The 21352-nt window shown below is 47.3% G+C and carries 23 protein-coding genes and 1 riboswitch; of the genes, 16 read left to right on the top strand and 7 right to left on the bottom strand.

All coding sequences use genetic code 11. The features are described from left to right. Positions 1–93 precede the first annotated feature (93 nt). A riboswitch (molybdenum cofactor riboswitch) is annotated at positions 94–227 on the top strand. The 7 genes from moaA to NE536_RS02730 all read left to right on the top strand — a co-directional run bounded on the left by moaA (position 215) and on the right by NE536_RS02730 (position 5256). Continuing rightward, on the top strand, positions 215–1195 hold the full coding sequence (gene moaA / locus NE536_RS02760; protein ID WP_261271727.1) for a GTP 3',8-cyclase MoaA: 981 nt from the start codon (positions 215–217) through the stop codon (positions 1193–1195). It overlaps the preceding riboswitch by 13 nt. Before the next feature lie 96 nt (positions 1196–1291). Then, the gene (moaC, locus tag NE536_RS02755; RefSeq protein WP_006079755.1) at positions 1292–1768 is read left to right on the top strand and encodes a cyclic pyranopterin monophosphate synthase MoaC; all 477 of its coding nucleotides are present in this window, start codon (positions 1292–1294) and stop codon (positions 1766–1768) included. A gap of 116 nt (positions 1769–1884) precedes the next feature. Further along, positions 1885–2136 (top strand): molybdopterin synthase sulfur carrier subunit, encoded by a 252-nt coding sequence (gene moaD, locus NE536_RS02750; protein WP_006079756.1) that lies wholly within the window; start codon positions 1885–1887, stop codon positions 2134–2136. A gap of 1 nt (position 2137) precedes the next feature. Beyond that, positions 2138–2605, top strand: coding sequence for a molybdopterin synthase catalytic subunit MoaE (gene moaE, locus NE536_RS02745; protein ID WP_006079757.1), 468 nt, complete (start codon positions 2138–2140; stop codon positions 2603–2605). Positions 2606–2682: 77 nt separating this feature from the next. Further along, positions 2683–3483 carry a molybdate ABC transporter substrate-binding protein gene (modA, locus tag NE536_RS02740; protein ID WP_259574405.1) on the top strand — a complete coding sequence of 267 codons (801 nt, stop codon included), beginning with the start codon at positions 2683–2685 and terminating at the stop codon, positions 3481–3483. An 8-nt stretch (positions 3484–3491) separates the two neighbouring features. After that, entirely contained in the window at positions 3492–4172 is a 681-nt protein-coding gene (modB, locus tag NE536_RS02735) for a molybdate ABC transporter permease subunit (protein WP_261271726.1), read from the top strand. Continuing rightward, positions 4153–5256 carry an ABC transporter ATP-binding protein gene (locus NE536_RS02730; protein WP_261271725.1) on the top strand — a complete coding sequence of 368 codons (1104 nt, stop codon included), beginning with the start codon at positions 4153–4155 and terminating at the stop codon, positions 5254–5256. Before modB ends, NE536_RS02730 begins: the two co-directional genes overlap by 20 nt. Positions 5257–5270: 14 nt before the next feature. Here the strand turns inward: NE536_RS02730 and NE536_RS02725 are convergent, their stop codons facing one another. Then, positions 5271–5432: a hypothetical protein gene (locus NE536_RS02725; RefSeq protein ID WP_261271724.1), complete on the bottom strand. Its 162-nt coding sequence runs from the start codon at positions 5430–5432 to the stop codon at positions 5271–5273. A gap of 492 nt (positions 5433–5924) precedes the next feature. Between NE536_RS02725 and NE536_RS02720 the strand changes: the two genes are divergently transcribed. Genes NE536_RS02720 through NE536_RS02705 form a run of 4 tightly spaced genes read left to right on the top strand, consistent with a single transcriptional unit; the run spans position 5925 to position 9217 of the window. Next, the gene (locus tag NE536_RS02720) at positions 5925–6446 is read left to right on the top strand and encodes a hypothetical protein (protein WP_006079762.1); all 522 of its coding nucleotides are present in this window, start codon (positions 5925–5927) and stop codon (positions 6444–6446) included. A 60-nt stretch (positions 6447–6506) separates the two neighbouring features. Beyond that, entirely contained in the window at positions 6507–7184 is a 678-nt protein-coding gene (locus NE536_RS02715; RefSeq protein WP_006079763.1) for a response regulator transcription factor, read from the top strand. Positions 7185–7233: 49 nt separating this feature from the next. Next, complete coding sequence (locus NE536_RS02710; RefSeq protein WP_220591751.1) at positions 7234–8490, top strand: sensor histidine kinase; 1257 nt, start codon at positions 7234–7236, stop codon at positions 8488–8490. A gap of 34 nt (positions 8491–8524) precedes the next feature. Beyond that, positions 8525–9217, top strand: coding sequence for a TIGR01621 family pseudouridine synthase (locus NE536_RS02705; RefSeq protein ID WP_261271723.1), 693 nt, complete (start codon positions 8525–8527; stop codon positions 9215–9217). Between the two features lie 48 nt (positions 9218–9265). On the opposite strand, the gene NE536_RS02700 is transcribed toward NE536_RS02705, so the two are convergent. Next, positions 9266–10435 carry a GGDEF domain-containing protein gene (locus NE536_RS02700; RefSeq protein ID WP_261271722.1) on the bottom strand — a complete coding sequence of 390 codons (1170 nt, stop codon included), beginning with the start codon at positions 10433–10435 and terminating at the stop codon, positions 9266–9268. 263 nt (positions 10436–10698) lie between these two features. Here NE536_RS02700 and NE536_RS02695 point away from each other — a divergent pair, with 263 nt between their 5' ends. Next, entirely contained in the window at positions 10699–10866 is a 168-nt protein-coding gene (locus NE536_RS02695; RefSeq protein WP_261271721.1) for a YqaE/Pmp3 family membrane protein, read from the top strand. Between the two features lie 70 nt (positions 10867–10936). On the opposite strand, the gene NE536_RS02690 is transcribed toward NE536_RS02695, so the two are convergent. Further along, complete coding sequence (locus tag NE536_RS02690) at positions 10937–13114, bottom strand: TonB-dependent receptor (RefSeq protein WP_261271720.1); 2178 nt, start codon at positions 13112–13114, stop codon at positions 10937–10939. Positions 13115–13528: 414 nt separating this feature from the next. On the opposite strand from NE536_RS02690, the gene NE536_RS02685 reads away from it, so the two are divergent. After that, complete coding sequence (locus NE536_RS02685) at positions 13529–13798, top strand: DUF2986 domain-containing protein (protein ID WP_319000217.1); 270 nt, start codon at positions 13529–13531, stop codon at positions 13796–13798. 133 nt (positions 13799–13931) lie between these two features. Here NE536_RS02685 and NE536_RS02680 read toward each other — a convergent pair whose 3' ends face one another. From NE536_RS02680 to NE536_RS02670, 3 genes are all read right to left on the bottom strand, one after another. Continuing rightward, positions 13932–14444: a M23 family metallopeptidase gene (locus NE536_RS02680; RefSeq protein WP_107949659.1), complete on the bottom strand. Its 513-nt coding sequence runs from the start codon at positions 14442–14444 to the stop codon at positions 13932–13934. 39 nt (positions 14445–14483) lie between these two features. Next, the gene (locus NE536_RS02675) at positions 14484–15074 is read right to left on the bottom strand and encodes a hypothetical protein (RefSeq protein ID WP_261271719.1); all 591 of its coding nucleotides are present in this window, start codon (positions 15072–15074) and stop codon (positions 14484–14486) included. 344 nt (positions 15075–15418) lie between these two features. Then, the gene (locus NE536_RS02670; RefSeq protein WP_261271718.1) at positions 15419–16504 is read right to left on the bottom strand and encodes an MBL fold metallo-hydrolase; all 1086 of its coding nucleotides are present in this window, start codon (positions 16502–16504) and stop codon (positions 15419–15421) included. Positions 16505–16671: 167 nt separating this feature from the next. Between NE536_RS02670 and NE536_RS02665 the strand changes: the two genes are divergently transcribed. Further along, positions 16672–17283: a TetR/AcrR family transcriptional regulator gene (locus NE536_RS02665; RefSeq protein WP_261271717.1), complete on the top strand. Its 612-nt coding sequence runs from the start codon at positions 16672–16674 to the stop codon at positions 17281–17283. 67 nt (positions 17284–17350) lie between these two features. Here NE536_RS02665 and NE536_RS02660 read toward each other — a convergent pair whose 3' ends face one another. Then, the gene (locus NE536_RS02660; protein WP_261271716.1) at positions 17351–18694 is read right to left on the bottom strand and encodes an anaerobic C4-dicarboxylate transporter; all 1344 of its coding nucleotides are present in this window, start codon (positions 18692–18694) and stop codon (positions 17351–17353) included. A 264-nt stretch (positions 18695–18958) separates the two neighbouring features. On the opposite strand from NE536_RS02660, the gene NE536_RS02655 reads away from it, so the two are divergent. Next, positions 18959–20137, top strand: a complete 1179-nt coding sequence (locus NE536_RS02655) for a PrnB family protein (RefSeq protein WP_259544427.1) — start codon at positions 18959–18961, stop codon at positions 20135–20137. Positions 20138–20141: 4 nt separating this feature from the next. Beyond that, positions 20142–21263 carry an aminotransferase class V-fold PLP-dependent enzyme gene (locus tag NE536_RS02650; protein WP_261271715.1) on the top strand — a complete coding sequence of 374 codons (1122 nt, stop codon included), beginning with the start codon at positions 20142–20144 and terminating at the stop codon, positions 21261–21263. The last annotated feature ends 89 nt before the right edge of the window (positions 21264–21352 follow it).

The following is a 21352-nucleotide window of genomic DNA, read 5'->3' as shown; positions in this document are numbered from 1 at the left end:
GAGGACTGTCACAGATTATTCACGCTAGCGTGATCTAGGTTAATAAATACCTGTTTAGGGGTATAGCTAGTGAGTACTTTCGGCCTATAATCACCGACGACGGTTCTCCGAGCTTGCCTACCTAAGTCGAAAGATATGGAGGTGTAGCCGTGGTAATAATGCCACCGGGGTGGGATAAGAAATGCTCTCACCTCCCACACTTGGAAAGGTGATCATGTCTCAATTACAAGACAGCTTTGGTCGAAAATTTCACTATTTACGGATGTCAGTCACTGACGTTTGTAACTTCAAATGCAGTTACTGCCTCCCTGATGGTTATCATCCAGAAGGTAAACCAAAATTTTTATCTCTCAATGAGATAGAAAACTTAGTCTCTGCATTTAGCCAAGTCGGCACCCAAAAAATCCGCATTACAGGCGGTGAACCGACCCTGCGCAAAGACTTTACCGACATCATACGTGTCGTCGCCGATAACCCGCGCATTCAAACCATAGCAACGACCACTAATGGCTATCGACTCGAAAAGCATGCTAAAGAATGGTTCGATGCGGGCTTGCGCCGTATCAATGTGTCCGTGGATAGTTTAGATCCCAAAATGTTTTACCAGATCACTGGCGAGAATAAATTCGATGAAGTGATGCGGGGGATTGATGCCGCCTTGTCGGCGGGTTTTGAGCGCGTAAAAATCAACGCCGTCCTGCTTAAAGGTTTAAACGATAAAGATTTGCCACGTTTTTTACACTGGATTAAACACACGCCAATCGACCTGCGTTTTATCGAGTTGATGGAAACGGGTTTAGGCCGTGAGTATTTTGAAGCACATCATTTAGCGGGCGCTGACATCAAAGCGCAGTTACTGGCGGATGGTTGGCAATTAGATACGCCGAGCGCCGATGATGGTCCAGCGCAAAACTTTAGCCGCAGTGATTATCAAGGTCGTATTGGTTTGATCATGCCCTATGCGACTAACTTCTGTGCCAGCTGTAATCGCTTGCGCGTATCGGCGAAGGGCAAGTTGCACTTATGCCTCTTCACCGAATCCGGTGTCGATTTGCGTGATCTGCTGCAGCATTCCAGCCAACAAGCGGAATTAATTGAGCGTTTGCACGGTCAATTAGCCCAGAAGAAAGCCACCCATTACTTGCATCAAGGCATTACCGGTGTCACTCAGCATCTCGCCTCTATTGGTGGCTAGCCCGTATTTAGGTTCTTCGTCAGCGCCGATTTAGCGCGAGTATAAGCCCAATTTCCCTTGCACTTTGTTTTGTCCTCAAACGAAAGGATCGCTCCAATGAGCAATGTATTTACCCATATTAATGCCGATGGCAACGCCCATATGGTCGATGTCACCGAAAAAGCCGTTACCGAGCGCGAAGCCCGTGCCGAAGCGTTTATCGAGATGGCGAGCACGACACTCGAGATGATCATGAGCGGCAGCCACCATAAGGGTGATGTGTTTGCCACTGCACGTATTGCGGGTATTCAAGCAGCGAAAAAAACCTCAGATCTTATCCCGTTATGTCATCCACTAATGCTGACTAAAGTTGAAGTCGATTTAGAGGCGCAGCCTGAACATAACCGCGTGCGTATCACCAGTCTGTGTAAATTATCCGGCAAAACAGGTGTAGAGATGGAAGCCTTAACTGCGGCCTCAGTGGCGGCATTAACTATCTACGATATGTGCAAAGCCGTGCAAAAAGATATGGTGATCTCCCAAGTCCGTTTGCTAGAAAAGCGCGGCGGCAAGTCGGGACATTTTAAGGTTTAGCCTGACAGAATAGGCTTTAGCCACTCGGCAGATTACCAAGTGAGCGAAGCTGTCCAAGCTTAAGTCTGACGCGCTATTAGTGAGTCAGTTAAGCGGATCAAAAACGAGAGAAGATTATGATTAACGTGTTGTTTTTTGCTCAAGTTCGAGAATTGTTGGGCACAGCTAAATTAAGCCTAGAGGCGAGCGAGCAGACACAAACCGCCGAAGCGTTACGTGCGACGCTGGCCGCCACCGATGATAAATGGGCCAAAGTATTAACCTCAGACAAATTGCTGGTGGCAGTAAATCAGACCATCAGTCAATGGGATACGCCTGTAAACGATGGTGATGAAGTCGCCTTTTTCCCACCCGTTACCGGAGGTTAATATGCGTTTATTACCCGCAGTTCGAGTGCAAGAAGTCGATTTTAGTGTGACCGACGAATATCGTCAGTTAGCTCAAGATGATAGCGATGGTGCTGTAGTCACTTTTGTCGGTAAAGTGCGTGATTTTAATGATGGCGCCGCCGTGACTGACTTAACCTTAGAGCACTATCCGGGCATGACAGAAGCCGTGCTAGAACAAATCGTTGTCGAGGCGCGCAGTCGCTGGCCACTGAACAAGGTCACTGTGATTCACCGCGTGGGCACTATGGCCTTAGGTGAGCAAATTGTGTTTATCGGGGTAACCAGCGCCCATCGCAAAGCCGCCTTCGCTGCCTGTGAATTCTTAATCGACTTTTTAAAAACCAAGGCGCCATTCTGGAAATTAGAAGCGGGTGAGCAAGGTAAAAGCTGGGTTGAGGCGAAAGATGCCGATGAACAAGCTGCCAAATTGTGGCAACACAAAGACTAGTTGCAGCAAAAATACGCGCAGTGGCAACGCAGCTTGCTAGCTCAAGATAAACGCGAACACGGCACTGAGGTGACCCAATGCAGAGTTTGACCCGTTTCTTCCACTCCCTAGGTTTTGCATTACTGTTTTGCTTAGCCGTCGTACCATCGACCAGTCGAGCAGCGGATAATGCGCCGATTCCTGCCATCGCCGCGGCGGCTAATATCAAGTTTGCCTTGGATGACATTGTTAAAAACTTCACCGCAGAAACGGGTCTCAAAGTACGGGTCTCTTATGGTTCATCGGGAAATTTTGTCGCGCAAATTCAACACGGTGCGCCGTTTGAAATGCTGCTGAGCGCCGATGAGCGTTATATTGCCGAGCTGAACAAAGTCGGTTTTACCCAAGGCGAGGGCGTGCAGTATGCTGTTGGCCGTTTAGCCTTAGTCGCCCCAAAAAATTCGCCGCTCGCACTAGATATCGAACTCAATGGCCTAAAAGCATTATTGGCAGCGGGCCAGCTAGAGCGCTTTGCGATCGCCAATCCTGACCATGCGCCCTATGGCGAACGTGCCCGTGAGTTATTGAAAAAACTCGGTTTATGGGATGAGCTACAAACTAAGCTGATTTTAGGCGAAAACGCCTCCCAAGCGGCACAGTTTGCGATCAGCGGCTCGACTCAAGGCGGGATTATTCCTTTATCACTGGCAATTGCGCCGCAGTTTCAGGCCCTCGGTCATTACTTAGCTTTGCCCACAGATCTCCACGGTCCGCTGAATCAACGTATGGCGTTAATGCCTAAGGCGAGCTCAACCGCCGAGCGTTTCTACCAATACCTACAATCAGACGCTGCCCGCGCCGTATTCACTCAATACGGTTTTGGTTTGCCGGTAAGTTAAGGATTCCAATGGATTGGCAGGCGCTGTGGTTATCGGTCAAACTCAGTAGCATCACAGTCTTGGTGCTGATCCCCCTTGCGATACTCGCGGGGCGAGCCTTGGCCTACCGCCAATTTGTCGGTAAATCTTGGGTCGAAGCGCTGATCATGGTGCCCTTAGTGTTACCGCCGACCGTGATTGGCTATTACTTGCTGGTGGGGCTCGGTAGTCAGAGTTGGCTCGGACAATGGATAGAGCAACTAACTGGCCAGCAGCTCGTGTTTTATTTTTCAGGCCTGGTTATCGCTTCTGTGTTCGTCAATATCCCTTTCGCGGTGCAGCCGATCCAGCGGGCCTTTGAAGCTGTGCCGAATGATGTCCGCGATGCCGCAGCGTGTTGTGGTATGAGCCGACTTAAAATATTACTTAAAATTGAATTGCCTATGGTGTGGCCGGGTGTGCTAACCGCGCTGGTGTTGTGTTTCTCCCATGTGCTCGGCGAGTTTGGCGTAGTGCTGATGATGGGCGGCAATATCGCTGGCGAGACTAAGACAATTTCGATTTCTATCTACGACAGTGTGCAAGCCTTCGATTTTAATGCCGCAGGCACTATGTCATTAGTGTTATTACTGTTTGCGGTAACGGCTTTGGCGCTCACTACCAGTTTGTCACGGCGTTTAGGAGGTCAGCGTGGCGCAAATCATCGCTGATCTGCAGTGTCAGATCCAAAACCATAAACACATTAAACTCAATGCTGATTTTCGCTGCAAGGCTGGCGAAGTGCTCGCTGTGGTGGGGCCGTCTGGCGGTGGCAAAACGACTTTATTACGGATGATCGCAGGGTTAAATCACCCCGATGCGGGCCAAATTTATTTTGGCGATCGGCCTTGGTTTGATGATAAAGCGCGTATCGCCTTAAGCCCGCAGCAACGCCATATCGGTTATATGCCGCAGCATTTTGGCTTATTTCCGAATCTCACTGCCTTAGAGAATGTAGTCGCTGGGCTTGATCATATCCCCAAATCTGAGCGTATTGTGCGCGCTAAAGATTGGCTTGAGCGAGTCAACCTACAAGGTTTACCTGATAGATTGCCGGCGCATTTATCTGGCGGTCAGCGTCAGCGTGTTGCGCTTGCCCGTGCACTTGCCCGCGAACCTTCAGTGTTATTACTCGATGAGCCTTTTTCGGCAGTTGATCGGGAAACCCGCGAGCGTTTATATCTCGAACTGGCGCGCCTCAAAGAGCAGTTACTCTGCCCAGTGATCATGGTTACCCATGACTTAAATGAAGCTTTGTTGCTAGCCGATTCGATGATTTTGATCAGCCAAGGGAAGATGCTACAGCAGGGAGCACCTTTCGAGGTGTTGTCGCGGCCCCGCAATGAAGCGGTGGCGCGGCAGATGGGGCTAAGGAATATTTTCGACGGTGAAGTAGTATTTCAAGACAGCACAAAAGACCTCACTTGGCTTAAGTTTGGCGAGCAGTTGATCGCCTGCGACTATGGCAAAGACCGCGCCGTTGGCAGCAAAGTGCGTTGGGTGATCCCCAACCAAGGTATTCGGTTTAATTCGATTTTCAAAGGGCGTTTATGCCGCAGTTTTAATAAGTTAGATGTCACGATCGACGCCATGCTGGTGATGGGTGAGTCGGTTCGCCTTATCTGCTATGTCACGGGGACTCAGTTACAACTTAACACCGAAGTCTCGCTGCATTTTGCCCAAAAGCTTGCACTCACGAAAGGAATGCAAACCACAGTGGCACTCAAATCCGAACAAATTCATATTTTGGAATAATGTGATATCGCACTCTAATGACGTTTTTTACCCAGCAATCCAATCCAAAATGTTCCTTCCAACAGCATGCCTAAGATGATAAATGCAGAGGCGCTTGTGGCGCTGCCATAGGCGTAGGCGCTTAATGCTGCGACGAGTAACAAGCTTAAACTTATCCATCGTGTTACTGGTTTCATATTCGCTCCGATTAAAAAATGCCATTACTTGACGCTTGGTTATCAGACTGACTTTAGTTAAGTGCGGCCTAGTTGCCAATCGTACTTTTTAATGACACAGATAGACTAAAATAACCGCTAAAATTCAATCAGCTTGATTTTAAATAGCTAAATTATGTTTTTTCACCGCAAATGTCATGTTTCAAAGTCCCCAGATGATCAAAGCTTAATCTTGTTTCCATCGGTGTTTCAGCTGGTATTAGGTAGACTTAACAGATTAGCCACAAAATGATTCAGTGTTTGGCTTAAAAGCTAATAACTTAGGTGATGTTCAAAGGTTTTTTTGATCCATTTATGACCCAACCTGAGTGAAGGCTAATGCAATGTGGTGCTGTATCCAGTGGTACATTATGGGGGATTAGCTTGGAATCGCGCTCAGGGACAATTGGTCCCATCGACTTCTAACTGATTGTCTCATAAGATACAAACTTAGCTGATTTATATGGAGGAGCCATGAGACTATGGTTGCTAGGATTCATGTTGGTATCTGGCGTCGCAACAGCGGCTCAGAGCATGTATTCGATGTTTGCGGGTGGAGACTATGTACCGCCGCTGAGCGTTATGCAGCAGATCGAAAAAGGGTTCTCCGGCGTGATTGCCGAATTTAATATGGAAGAGCAAGAGGGTGAATTAGTCTACCAATTTGAGTTGATTAATCCCTTAGCCAATTCTATAACGCGGTTTGAATATCGTGCCCGCGATGGTAAGTTGCTGAAACAAAAGGCGAGTAAAGTGAGCGCGGATGATCTCGGTGAGGTTGAGGCTACACGTTTGATCGCAGCAAAAGATCAAACATTTTCAGGCTTAATCGCTAAGGCCACTAAAGATCACAAAGCCTTCTTAACCGAGGCAAAGTTAGATCACGACTTAGGTATCAGTTATTTAGAGCTTAAGCTGCTAGACGATACGGGTAAGTTTAAATTGGCTTTTGATGTCGAAAATTTACGCCCGTTACCTTTACTCAAGTGGGATTGAAACATCTAAGTCAATCGAGTGCTCAAACGAGTATTTAGGATTGAGGAGCGCAACATACAGATGAAAATACTTTTAGTTGAAGATGATGCGACGACGATTGATTACATCGTCAAAGGATTTCTTGAGCAGGGCCACAATATCGAAACGGCGAGCGATGGCCACCAAGGTTTGTCACTCGCCACGAGTAGTCAGTACGATCTCGTGATCCTCGACCGCATGTTACCCCAGCTCGATGGCTTGAAATTATTGGCCGCCTTAAGGGCAACGGGCAATCAAACTCCAGTGCTGATTTTATCTGCCTTAGCGCATGTTGATGAGCGAGTAAAAGGCCTGCGCGCGGGCGGCGACGATTATATGACTAAGCCGTTTGCCTTCTCAGAGTTATTAGTGCGCGCCGAAAAACTCATGCACCGTGGCCAATCTGTACCAGTCACTACTGATCTCGTTGTTGGCGGCTTGAAGATGGAATTACTGACCCGTAATGTGACCTTAGACGGGCAGGAGTTAATGTTGCAGCCGAAAGAGTTTCAGTTACTTAAGTATTTGATGGAACATGCGAATCAAGTGATTAGTCGCACCTTGTTGTTTGAAGCTGTTTGGGATTATCACTTCGATCCACGCACGAATGTTATCGATGTTCATATCGCAAAATTACGCCGTAAATTTGAAGAGTTAGGCCATGGCGAGCTTATCGAAACCGTGAGGGGAGCGGGTTATCGCTTACGACAAAGGCATTAAGCCTTACCAAAGCAGCGCTTGGCGCATCACAATTGTCTTTTCGACCTTAGTGACTGTGATCATTGGGGCGCTGCTATTTGCCCTCTATCGACAGTTGATCATCGAGCAACAGTATCAAGTGACTCAATATTTAGAGTCGGAGACCCAACGTTATCAGCAACTTGCCTTAACAGTTGATCGCCGTAGTTTTGCCGCTCAAATCCGCGCCGCCGATCCACAAACCGCCCTAATTGCCTGGCGTAATAGCTACGATATGGTCGGTGCCTTGAGCTTTATGCCCGAAGGCATGCCCATGCTGCCGCAAACGCGAGATTTCCCCATCTTAACCGGTGGCCCAGATAAGCTGCATATTCTTACCGGCGGGCTAGTGATGACTCGCTACGGCCCAGTGTTAATTGCGACCCGTACCGATAACTTAGCGACGTTAATCGATAAGTTTATCAGTGCTGCGGCGACTGCCGTGATGCTGACGATAGTGTTGACCTTAGCGCTCGGCTATCTATTTTCTAAGGCGATTTTACGTCGATTAGTGCAATACAACCGCTTGAGTGAACAGATTGAACGCGGCCACTATGATACCCGCTTGCCCTTGAGTTGGCGTCAGGATGAGTTCGATATGTTGGCGCTGCAGTTTAATAATGTGCTGGATATCCTCGAAAATAACCTGATGGCAGTGCGTGGTGCGACCGATAATATCGCCCATGATTTACGTACTCCATTGTCACATATCCGCATTGGTCTTGAAGAGCTGGCGAGTAAACCCAGCAATGAGATTAGCGAGGGTTGCGCCATTTTGACCGAGGAGCTCGACCATTGTTTAGCGACATTTGATGCCATGTTGTCGCTCACGCGTATCGAAGAAGGTCAGCAGACGCTCGATTTGCAGGAGTTAAGCCTAGCGCAACTGTGTACCGATTTATTGGATATGGCCGATGCTGTGGCGGAATCTAACGAGCAAACCTTAAGTTTGTCGCTGCTGGCTGATCATAAGGTTTTTGGTGATAAATACTTATTATTCCAAGCTTTATATAATCTCGTCGATAACGCGATGAAGTATTCTGGTCAAGGTGCGCGGATTGAAATTATCCAGTCAGGCCCACAAATTCAGATCCGCGATAATGGCCCAGGTATTCCCGACGACAGTAAAGAAAGAGTGTTCGAACGTTTAGTCCGCCTCGACCCTAGCCGGCATTTACAGGGCACAGGTTTAGGATTATCTATGGTCAAAGCGATTCTCTCACGGCACAATGCCAAAATTAATCTCACGGATAATCATCCTGGCTTAGTGGTCACTATTCAGTTTTAAGTCGATGATCCGCATTACCAACGCCGAGTACTCCATGTATCGAATCATAGCCGATGAGGCTGATTTTATTGTTATTTCTAAATCAGCCAAAGTGCATTTCCACAGTCAGGATGGGACGGCAGGCGTGGTGGCGCAGGCTGAGCAAGATTTAGGGATTAAGCTTTTTGCCGTACATAGATTAGACACGCCCACCTCAGGTCTGTTGATTTTGGCCAAGAGCGCGGTCGCCGCCAAGCAATTTACTGAGCTATTTACCGCCCATAAAGTGCAGAAATATTACCTCGCCCTCGCGAAGGGCAAGCCGAAGAAGAAACAAGGCTGGGTGATGGGTGACATGGCAAAGTCGCGTCGTAGCATGTTTAAGTTGCTGCGCACTAAAGAGAATCCTGCGATTACGCAGTTTTTCTCCTTGAGTGTCGGCGAGGGATTACGTTTATATTTGCTGAAACCTCACTCAGGTAAAACCCATCAATTAAGAGTCGCCTTGGCCAGTTTAGGCGTACCGATTTTAGGGGATGATTTATACGGTGGTGCGGCAGCGGATCGGTGTTATTTGCATGCCTACTGTCTGCATTTTCGTTATGGTGACGAAGTCACTGGCTGGCGTGATTACGCGTATAGGGATGTGCCGACTCAAGGTGAGCATTTTGGCACTGCAGGCGTGATTGAGGCGCTAGTTTCATGGCGTGAACCCGATACTTTGGCTTGGCCAGCGAAAGGGGATTAATACGAGTCGCGTTATTTTTGCGTGAGGCTAGCAAGATTTTGCGAAAGCCTAGCAAGCTTGGCAAATACGATCTCGGCCTTCAGATTTTGCGCGGTACATGGCTTGGTCTGCTTGAATGAGTAGCTTGTCGGGCTGGCATCCTTGATAGATAGTGGCGTAACCTAAACTGGCATGGATTTTTATCGTAACACCTTGCCAGATAAATGAATTGTCCTTGAGTACTTGATGTAATTTCTCGGCAACGGCTCTGGCGGCGGGTGCATCGGTCGCTGGCAAAATCACCAGAAACTCCTCACCACCGTGACGACATAGCGCGTCATTTTCACGTAATACTGATCCAAACAGTCTCGCCGCCGTCAGCAGGGCGAGATCACCCGCATCGTGGCCGTATTGATCGTTAATCTCTTTAAAATGGTCAAGATCCAATAAAATCATACTGTAAGGCACATTATCCCTTAGCCAGCGTTGATGGATATTGTTGAGAAATTTATGCATAGCCCGGCGATTCCACAGGCCTGTGAGTTGATCCCGTTCCGCTAACATACGGATTTTGCTGACGAGCCGCGTCATGGCATTTCCTATCATCACGATATTGATTAATAGGGTTAGAAATACATAAAACCACAGTACAGGTATCGCTTCTTGGGTGTGCATGGCGATAAATATCGGGCTTTCTTCGGGAGACAACAGGGCGATGAAGATACGAATGGTAAAAATACCCACCATGGCGACTAAAGGCGTGACCATAGCGATGGCGACTCGGTTACCTGTATCGCGTTTGATGGCCTGATAGTTATCCCGCGTCAGCATGGTAAAAATCAGTGCGGCGCAGACGGAGAAAGCAACGGCTAAGGTGCGTTCGGAGCTGAAGCTGGGGGGGACCGAGAGCATCACACCGGCTGTGATTGCTAAGAGAATAAGGTCAGATTTAACGCTGGGACTCAGTCTGAAAAGTGCCTTAGTGCCCCAGCGTAATAGGATGAATCCAAACAGAATCGCCATATCGGAGCAGAACCAAAAAAGGTAACTAGAGGCTTCGGAGCGTTGGCTGTTGAGTATGATGCCAAGGAGGACGAACAAGTTCGCCAGAGAAAAACGCATACTGGCTTGAGTCGCAATCGCTAAAGGTTTGGCAATGAGTCCCCATGCCACGGCTGCGGTGCTGGCCAGTAGGCAAATAAATTTGATGAGTAATAGGGCTTGGGGATCAAATATCATTCTTTTAGTTCATATTTTTCTTTAACTATAGATGCTTTTAGGCATTTTCGGTTGAAGTTTATAGGATATCTTAACCTGTATTTAACGGCATGAGGCGGGCTACATCTTCCTTTGAATTTATAGCGATATTAAGTGCTTTGGTTTAGAGAATCACTTGGAGTATTTATCATTCTGTAAGCTAAAAAGTTTGCAAATTCTGAGTCTTCCTGCGAAGTTAGACCTTGTTGATTTGCCTACCATCTCCGTTTTAAGGATGCCCTGTTATGGATACAAATAAATTACTCTTAGTCATTATTGCGATTCTATTGCCTCCTGTTGCTGTATTTTTGAAGGCAGGAGCGGGTAAAGATCTGTTGATAAACATAGTCTTGTGTTTACTGTTATGGTTCCCCGGTTTATTACATGCACTCTGGGTCGTGACCAAGGCATAATTGGCTTTCTTCAGCACAATAAAAAAGCGCAATGTAATTGCGCTTTTTTATGTTTCAAATGGGCTTTCACTTAGAAAGGCAAGGTGTAGCCTATTGTCGCAGTACGTCCCATGCCTTTGAAATAACGATCATTTGTACCCATGGTTTGTGAGTAATAATTGAAATAATCCTTATTAAACAGGTTTTGCAGACCTAAGCTCAGGGTGCCAGTGTAAAGCGGCATAGAGAAGGAAGCATCGACTGTGGTATAGCCATCAAATTCTGCATACTTGTTACCCACCGCATTTTTAAAGTCGCGGTCCATGTAGTAATTGGCTTGAACACGAGTCGACATGTCATTATCGAAGTTATGGGTCCAGAACAGGTTGATACGGTTGGGTGAAATATTTGCACCATCGAGATCGGTATCGACTTGGTTATCACCATTTGAATCGTATTCGCCCTGCTGGAAGGCGATATTCATGCCGAGATCATCATTGCTGGTGAGGTAGGCGGTGACATTGGCTTCGATCCCATCGATCACACTTTTTTCCCGCTTCACGTCGTAGAAACCATCACTATTTAAGGCTAAACGTGAACCAAAATCAGTGGCCGAACGATAGTAAGCTAGCTTGGCGCTTAAGTATTTACCTTGGTAATCGGCGCCGACTTCGACGTTATCTGTGACGATCGGCGTGAGTGCCAATGAGTCATCTATGCTGGGATTGTCGCCGGGGAAGCTTTTACCATCACGCAGAATTCGGCCGATATCCGGCATGCCAAAACCTTGGTTATAGCTGGTATAAACGCGAATGTCTGGGGTGATTTTGTAGGAGATACCGACGTTGAATAAGGTTTCATCGAAGGTGGCTGAGCCACCTGCAATTTGCTTATTACCCGCACCCCATAGGGTTTTGTAGTCGTCGACACTTAATTCGGCATGTTCGTAACGAACACCGGTCGATAAGGTTAGATTTTCAATTAAATCATAATCTAACTGCAAGTATGGCGCGACGTTGTCATAGGTGCTTTCCGGAACCCACGAAAAACCCGTTTTCACTAAATCTTGCTCTGTGGTATCGCGGAAAAGGTCGACACCGTAGGCCGCATCAATCCCTGAACCCGCAATATCTTTAGCAATCAATGAGCTTTTTAAACCCCATTTAACTGAAGCATTACGCGATTGCTCGTAGTACAAGCTTTCGCCTGTACTGCCGACACCGCACTGGATCACTTGGTCGCTACCTTCGAAGGATGGATCGTAGAAACTGTCGAAACAGCCGCCACCATAAACCGCTTTAAAATCTTGATTAAAGAGTTGCAGGTTAAGTTGTTGGCCACCAATGTTGGCGTGGGTGTAAGTCAAACTGGTGGTGGTCACTTGGTTGTTAGCCGCTTCCCATGGTTGAGTTTCCTTAACTGCGCCCGTGGGCACGCCATTGGGTTTGTCGCCTGCAACTGGCATCCAATCGCCATTGTTGTCTGCGGTGTAATGGTTAACCATTAACTCAAGGCGCGACTCGTCGAAGTTGTGGCCAAGTTTGATCAAGAAGTCTTTGCTTTGGCTGTCCATCGACTCGCCTTGAGTCGTGTCCACACCAACGACGTTATGGTTGGCATCGTAATAGACGCCATTATTGCGGTAGCTAACCGAGCCTATCATGTCGATAAATTCTGACTCGCCAGAAAACGCATAGCTGGCACCAAAGCTTAAGCCGTTGGATTTCATCGAATCAGGAACTGTCACATCGAAACTTACAACCTGTTCGCTGTCGCCTGTCGGTTTTTTAGTGATGTAGTTGATGATGCCGCCTTGGGCACCGAGACCGTGCATTGCATTGGCACCGTGAATGATTTCAATACGCTCTATCATGGCTGGATCTATGGTTTGACCCGAGCGACCCCCACTGCGAAGTGGGTTTGATTGCGGTACGCCGTCGATCATGATCAGCGGCGGACGACCACGCAGGGTTTCGCCTGTGTTACTCATCTTCTGGCGGCTTGGCGAAAAGCTCGGAGCCAGGTTACCGAGAATAGTCGATAAATCTTTAGTGGTGCGGAACTGTTCTTCTAACTGGGCGCGGTCGATGATAGTGACGGTATTGGGGATTGAGCTGGGGGATTTATCCATCCGACTCGCGGTGACAGTGATTTTTTCTATGTCTTTATTTTTGTTATTTGAATTGCTATCGGGGGCATCTTGAGCCGCTGCGGATTGGCTTAGCGCTGCAAATACGGCTAAAGCAACAAACGAGGTTTTGAATGTCATATAACTTCCTGCTAAGGGCGAATGAGTTTGCTACACCGGCTCCTTTGGCATAAGTCCATATTCCATTAAACGGCATTACAAATGATAACGATTTTTATTCTGTCGCGATTTTAGGGGAGGAATAACGGCTTGTCTAGTCGTGTCATACAGGAAATTGCACGATTTGGCAGCAGTATTGATAAATTGCGACACAGCACTCGGTATCGAGATTAAACCTCAAGGGTTACCTAGTGCGAGTTCATGTCGGTAAGATATGACCTTATTTAGCGTTTAGCATGGCTTTCGCGATCTGATGGTTTGGTCGCAGGCTTGATGACTTGGCTTGCAAACGCGGTTTGTTAACTAGGCTTGTTAATTTGGTTAGCGTTGGGCGTGGGTTTGATGGCCTGAGGCTATCTGACTTAGTGCTTTCGATTGTCTGGCGTGCAGGTGGAAGGCTATAATCGCGCCCCTTTATTCCGTATCTGCATTGGTGCCCTGATGAACCGTAAAAAGAAGATAAACCAAACCTTGAAGAGCAAGGCGAAAAAGGCCAATGCCAAACTGCAATCGAGCAATAAACCTAAATACATTGCGAAGGCGGATAGGGAATCATTAGCTGCAGAGGCCGATACCGAGTGTCATGCTGTGGGTGCTGCGGCAGTTAACTCTGTGACTCTGGATAGTAAGTCTGCTGAATCATAAGTCTCCGTTCATTTCTTCATATAATGTGACGGCCATGCTGACATTCACTGAGTTTGCCGACATGGCGAGTTGCTGAATCTTCATTTGTAGTTGATATTGTCGCGAAGCCGCTATGTTACTCATCACCTAAGTCTTAGTGTGTTTCTAAGTAGCTGATGGGGTTTTGATAAAAGGCCTTTTTATATCCTTGGGTTGAAGTATCTATCAGCCAAGGTTTAGGCAATAAGCTCAAAATGGAATAATGCAAATGTGGCGGTTTACCTTGAGCATTACCCGTATCGCCGACAGTACCCAGCGTTTCACCTTGGTGGGCAATTAATCCCGTGGCTGATTCAATTTGTGCTAAATGGGCAAAGTAATGAATTTGCCATTTAGGACCTAGACCAACTACCACATTGCCTCCTTTAAAAAAGTCGCCTCGATAGAAGATCAGCATAGGCGTTGGCGCAATCACGGCGGTGTTTTTGGCGGCGAAAATATCTATCCCCTTATGTACGCCCGACGGACCCCAAGGTTCATACCAAAAGGTTTGGCTGTTCCAATCTTTACTGCTGGCGCCTTTTACCGGGATCACCGGTGACTCAGGGATCAGATAACCGCCAAGTAGCAGTAACGCGAGTGCTAATCCAACATATGTTAACTTCATTTTTTATCCTGCATTAAGCCTTAGTGCTTTTCTCAAGCTCTAATGAAAATCACTGAATTCCTGCCAATTTACGGGGTACTGCAAGCGCTCAGATGCTGAAAGTGACAGCCAATAGGGGCGCCAAAAATAGTTGCACCAAAAATCGATATTCCCTTGAAGACTGCCGAGCGTGTCGGGATCGACATTGGGAAAGCTTTCCCAAGGGTGAGGTAAAGTCGATTTGAACGCAATCAGTTGTTCTAATAGTGCTTTGTCGTTGGTGATTAAACTGACGCAGATCCCCGAAAAATCGGCATATTGGTGGAGCTGCAAGCTGGTCGCTTGGCTCGGATGGGTTATCAGGCCATTAAAGCTGGCGGCATGTTCGGGCAATACCGCAAAACCTGCATTGCCGATTAACGTATCTAAGGTTTGCTTGCCTTCTAAGGTCAGTAAGCCGTGAACTTGATAGGCATAAATATCGGCCTGCACTATTGATGTTACTTGCGGATAGGCTTGGTTTGTCGGCAAGTCGATGTCGGGCATTTGCGCTGGATGAAAAATGGCGGCTAAGTCAGCTTGTCGCTCTCGTGGGCTGTTGCCATAAAAAGTGCGATGAAGTTGTTTCTTAAGCCAAGTGAGCACCGACATGAGCGCGACCTTTAGGGAAATGTTAAGTGATCATGGTGTATCCAAAGATTAAAATCACCAGTCTTGTTCTTGTGCCCGCTATTTTAATATGGTCAGTTAGAAGCATTAATACCATTAATTCAGTTGGGTATAAAAAATGACAAGGCAAGCGATCTTATGCCCAAAATCAAGCAGGCGTCTAGAATTTAGTGTTTGCAGGAGGAGGCTTAATACTGAAGTTGTAAGCTTCTGAGCGCCGACGAGTGAGAATCTGTTGAATGGTAATCCGCAGTGGCTCTCCTGTGTTGGAGAGCCAATGATTTAACGTTTTTAGTGTACTGATAAAGCTCAGATAAGAGTTCTGACTAGAGCTTATCTGAACTCATACGCGCTGGAATGATTTCAAACACGGTTCTGTCTTTGGGCAAATAGGTTTTCCACCAAGCGTGATTCAAAGCAGGGCTATGGGCTAAATCGCTTAGGTTGATGCCTTGACCAAATTCCGGCGTTAGCAGCGGCACGCAATAGGCTTTAGCGGCTACAGAGATTCGTTCCAATGGTTCGTACCAACTATGTAGCGCGAGATCGAAGCTGCTGTTATGTATCGGAATTAAGTGTCGTCCACGAAGATCTAAATGCGCCCGCAGTGATTGTTCTGGCTGCATGTGGATATCTGCCCACATCTCATCGTAGGCACCCGTTTCGATTAAGGTTAAATCGAAAGGCCCGAGTTTGTCGCCAATCGTTTTGAAGCCGCTGAAGTAACCAGAATCACCGCTGAAAAACAGTTTGATCTCAGGGGACAGAATAACCCAAGATGCCCACAGGGTTTGGTTTTTGTCCGTGATACCACGGCCCGAAAAGTGCTGTGCTGGCGTCGCGGTAAAACTCAGACCCGCATGTTGGGTTGCTTGCCACCAATCGAGCGCGACTATCTTGCTGGCAGGCACGCCCCACGCGAGCAAATGTTTATCCACACCCAGTGGCACGATAAACTTTTGCGTGCGCTCGGCGAGGGCTAAAATGCTGTGTTTATCTAAATGATCATAATGATCGTGGGACAAAATAATCCCTGCGAGCGCTGGAATATTATCGAGTTCGATTGGTAACTCGTGGAATCGTTTTGGCCCAAACATTTGGCTTGGCGAGGCGCGTTTCGAAAAAACAGGATCGGTTAACCAATATTGACCGTTGAGTTGCAACAGCACTGTAGAATGACTGATTTTATACAGCATAGGTGTTGCATCCGCAGTGGGGTTTAGCTGCATTTTTTGGATTGGCAGTGCTTGGTTTGGACTCTTATCAGGAATGCTTTCGGTCATGTAACGCCATAGAATAGAAAGTAAATTACCTTCACCACTGTGGGTATTGGGAGCTTCATTGCTGAATGTGTCACCCTTAACATGGGCCGAAGTCTTAGTATTTGCGTCAGTTTCTGTTTGAGTGGCCATGATAAAGCTCCCGAGTCGTAGTAAGGTTAAGACAATCTTCAATCGCATTTATAATTGCATGTACAATATTAAAAAGTAAACTACACAGTGTAGTTTACATGTGGCGGTGTAAAAGTAAACTGGATAGTGTAAAATGTCGACAAATGATTTTTATGGCGTAGGAAAACATGGCAGACAACTCCATTAAATTGACAAACACTCAGCAGAAACGTGTGGCAATTCTGCGTGCCTCACGGGAAGAGTTTATGGTTAATGGCTTTGTGGGGGCCAGTATGGACAGGATCGCCCAGCGGGCTAATGTTTCTAAACGTACTGTGTATAACCATTTTCCGAGTAAGGAAGTGCTGTTTGATACCACAACCACAGAGTTGTGGGCGCGAACGAAAGAGGCGGCGACCTTAGTTTACAATCCTGCGCAGAGTCTTGAAGATCAGTTGCAGCAAATTGCGCATCGATGCTGGGCTTTGTATCAGCAGCCTGAGTTTCTCGATGTGGCGCGGGTGGTGATGGCAGAGTTTATTCGCTCGCCTGTCCAAGCGACTGAAGCGATGGAGAAACTTGCGAAGCAAGAAGGTGGACTCGAAGCTTGGCTTGCGGGAGCGGTAGAACACAAGGCGCTGAATATCGATGATATTGCAATGGCATCGACTCAGTTTTGGGGCATGTTTAAGGCGTTTGCATTCTGGCCTAAGCTGTTCCATATGAAAAATAATGATGATAATCAGCAAGCGATTATCGACGCCAATATTAAGATGTTTTTGGCTATGTATCGCGCTTAAACCTAGCGTTTAATCCTATTCAAAACAAAGGCCGCATCAGCGGCCTTTGTTATTTGTAAAATACAGCCTAGAGCAAGGCTGTCGCCAGCAGATAACCCACGCTCGATGCGGTACCTACACCGATAAAACCTGGAATAATAAAGCTGTGGTTAATAATGAACTTACCTATTTTAGTTGTGCCTGAACGGTCAAAGCCGATACAGGCCAGATCGCTTGGATAAGTAGGGAGCACAAAATAACCGTAGCTTGCAGGAAGGAAAGCAATCAAGAGTTTTGGATCGACCCCCAAGGCGAGGCCCATAGGCGCAATGGCAGTCAGCGCCGCCGCTTGGCTATTAACAAGCTTAGAGATAAGAAACAGCACTAAGGCATAGGTCCAAGGCTGGCTTTGCACCACGTGGGAGAGGTTTTCCTTAAGCACATCCATATGGCTGATAAAGTACGTATCGCTCATCCAAGCTACGCCAAATACGGAGAAAATCGCCACCATGCCGGCTTTAAAAACTGGACCATTAGCAATCTCAGTCGGTTTGACTTTGCAGGTCATCAGAATAAAAGCCCCCGCAATTAACATCATCATCTGGATGACTAAGTTCATCGATAATAAGGTTGTTTTCCCTTTAACTTCAAATGCAGGGCGCAGTTCACTAAAAGAACCTAGTAGCACCACAGCAGCAATAGCCGCAAAGAAAATCCCCGTTGCCCAGTAAGCTTCCTTAGGAAAACGTTGATTAAGCAGGGTTTCGCTCTTGTCATAGATAAAGGCTCTTTGCACAGGATCTTGAATTCGTTCTTGAAACTCTTCGTCTTTATCTAAATCTTTACCGCGACGTAGACTCCAAAGCGCTGCAGCCATGACACCGCATAGCGATGCCGGTACTGATACCATTAAAATCTCGAGCAGATTATAGGCACGGCCCACACCTTGTTGCGATGCGAGAATCGACACCATAGACACAATCGCGACTGATACAGGCGAAGCACAAATTGCCATTTGTGAGGCGACGGATGCCACCGCCATTGGGCGTTCTGGGCGAATATTTTTCTTCAACGCGATATCGGAAATAATCGGGAACATAGTGTAAACCACATGGCCAGTACCGCACAAAAAGGTGAGTGTCCAAGTGGTTAGCGGCGCTAGAATGGTGATGTATTGTGGATGACGGCGCAGTAGGCGCTCGGCAAACTGCATCATCACATCTAATCCGCCCGCGGTTTGCAATACGGCCGCACAGCCGATCACCGCAAGAATCGTTAGCATAACTTGTACTGGCGGTTGTCCCGGCGCTAAACCGAAGACAAATATCAGTAAAAATAATCCAATACCACTTATCAGTCCGAGTCCCATACCACCGTAGCGGGTACCCAGCAGCAAGCAGCCGAGTACGACAATAAATTCCATTAAAATCATTTTGATTTACTCCTGCGGAACCTGCCGCGCTATTTGTATTAGGACTATCTGTATTTGGCGTTATTTTGCGAGGCGATTGATTTTGATAACTTGCGCTGGAGCAAGGTGTAAATAAAAAGTGGCATTAGAATTTTCATAAATTTGACCTAGCGCTAGAAACACGTGGCGATAAGTTGCATTCTGGTTAACGAGTTTTATGGATTGAGCTAAGACTTTGCGCTCGCTCCGTTTACAAGAACGATAACAATACTCAAGGATAAGCCCGTGAAACCAGCCACCTTTAATACCGAAGCCTTCGATGATTGGATCCGCAGTCGCTTTGTAGAGCTCAACTCAGAGCTAGAACAGCTTTACTACCAACAAACCGATCGGGCCAATGTGCTCGATATTGGCGCAGAAGCTAAGTTGGCGCTGGAGAGTGAAGGGCGAGAGTTGATTAAGGCCTTGCTCGATGAGGGCAATACCGACGAAGGGTTCGACAGTGCTTTTGATTTACTCGGCAACGTGGGCCTGTATATGGCGGCTTGTCGACGCCATGAAATTACCGAGCCTTCGCGGGAAACCACATCGCCATTAGCCGAAGCCTCCGCGCTTGCCATGCACATCGGCGCTTCAATAGGCGTCACGCCGCGCTTTGCCACCGCACATTTAACCACGCACAATCGTGCCCACAATGGCATTTATAAGCGCTTTACCGATCTTCCTGCTGAAAAGCTGTTTGTGGATTACAACACTAAGGGCATTTTGGCCTATAAACGCGCCGCAGATGCGCTATTGAAGATCCAGCCTTTGGGTATTTCCCATCCCATCAGTCACGATTTATTGCGAGTCGCCAAACAGGCACTGCAGGATGTGATTGAGTCGAATACTCAATTATTCAATCGATTAGATACGGATCGTTTCTTTTACTGTGTTCGCCCTTACTACAAACCGTATCGGGTGGGCTCGGTCATTTATCGCGGCGCTAACGCCGGGGATTTTGCGGGGATTAATGTAATCGATTTAACACTAGGTCTTTGTTTCGCCAATGAAGCTTCCTACTCGCAAATGCTGGTGGACAAATTTTTATACATGATGCCAGAGGATCAGCAAATATTGCGTGAGTGCATGCGTCGACCGAATTTGATGGATGATTTCCTGCAGGCAAAAGACAGTGCGAACCAAACTTGGTATCAAGAAAATTTGCGACTCTTTATCGAAGTCTGCGAATTACATGGCGAGACTGCGATTCAGCACCATAATGAGTTAGTGACTAAATATATTGCCGAGCCTTCGACAAGTATGGAGCAGCAGCATTTAGCTAAGGTTACCGCCAGTGGTCCGCCACTGCATGTGCTACTCGGTTCATTGGAGCGACTCAGAGATAGGCGCGCCGCCGCTCAGCGCAGCGATATTCGGACGCGTTATTATGAGATTAAAAAATTAAAAGAGAGTTTGAGATAACACTATGTTTGCAGACTATAAAAAGGACTTTTACCTCGCGGGTCCAGGATATCTATTGAACCATTCCGTCGGTCGACCGTTAAAATCGACCGAACAGGTCTTCAAAGAAGCCTTTTTTGCGCCTTGGCAGGAATCGGGGCGCGAGCCTTGGGGTCAGTGGCTGAGTGTGATTGATGATTTTACCTTTGCCTTATCTAAACTGTTTAACGGCCACCAAAAGGACTTTTGCCCTCAGGTTAATCTCTCCAGTGCACTGACTAAAATCGTTATGTCACTCGACCGATTAAATCGCGAACACGCCGTTGTGTTGATGAGTGAGATTGATTTCCCCAGCATGGGTTTCGCCCTTAAAAAAGCGCTGCCAGCTAGCTGCGAAGTGCGTTTTATTCCTAAGGGACTTGATGTCACTGACCCTAATGTGTGGGACGCACATATCAGTCGCGATGTGGATCTGGTGTTTGTCAGCCATGCTTACTCGAATACGGGGCAGCAGGCGCCATTAGCCAATATTTTCACCATAGCCCGTGAGCGAGGCTGTTTGAGCTTAGTGGATGTAGCGCAATCGGCGGGGATTATTCCGCTAGATCTCGCGCGCCTACAACCTGATTTTTTAATCGGGTCGAGTGTGAAATGGCTCTGCGGCGGCCCTGGTGCCGCCTATCTTTGGGTTAATCCCGCCATATTGGATAGTTGTCAGCCAAAGGATGTGGGGTGGTTTAGCCACGAGAATCCGTTCGAGTTCGATATCCATGATTTTCGTTACCAGCATTCCGCAATGCGCTTCTGGGGTGGAACGCCTTCAATCGCCCCCTATGCCATTGCCGCTCACAGCATTCATTATCTTGCGGGTTTAGGCATCCCCTTGCTGCGTAAATGTAATCAGCAGTTAATTGATGCTGTGGCGCAAGAGCTCGAACATGAGTTTGTGTCGCCACGGGATGTTGAAAAACGCAGCGGTACGCTGATTTTGCAGTTTGGTGAGCAACAACATCAAATCATGACGGCATTAGCGAACGCGAATATCAGCGTCGATGCTCGCAGCATGGGGATCCGTATTTCGCCGCATATCTATAACAATATGGCCGATATCAAGTTGTTACTGGACGTGATAAAAGCAAATCGCTAACTTAAATGATTTTAAATGGCTTGCTAGGCTAGGTTGTACTACGTAATTACAACTAACAAGGCACAACACTCATGGACGCAAACCGCGAC

This window comes from Shewanella septentrionalis, assembly GCF_025370265.1.
Classification (GTDB): domain Bacteria; phylum Pseudomonadota; class Gammaproteobacteria; order Enterobacterales; family Shewanellaceae; genus Shewanella; species Shewanella hafniensis.
The sequence above is the reverse complement of the archived record's forward strand: the minus strand, read 5'-3'. Positions and strand labels throughout refer to the sequence as shown.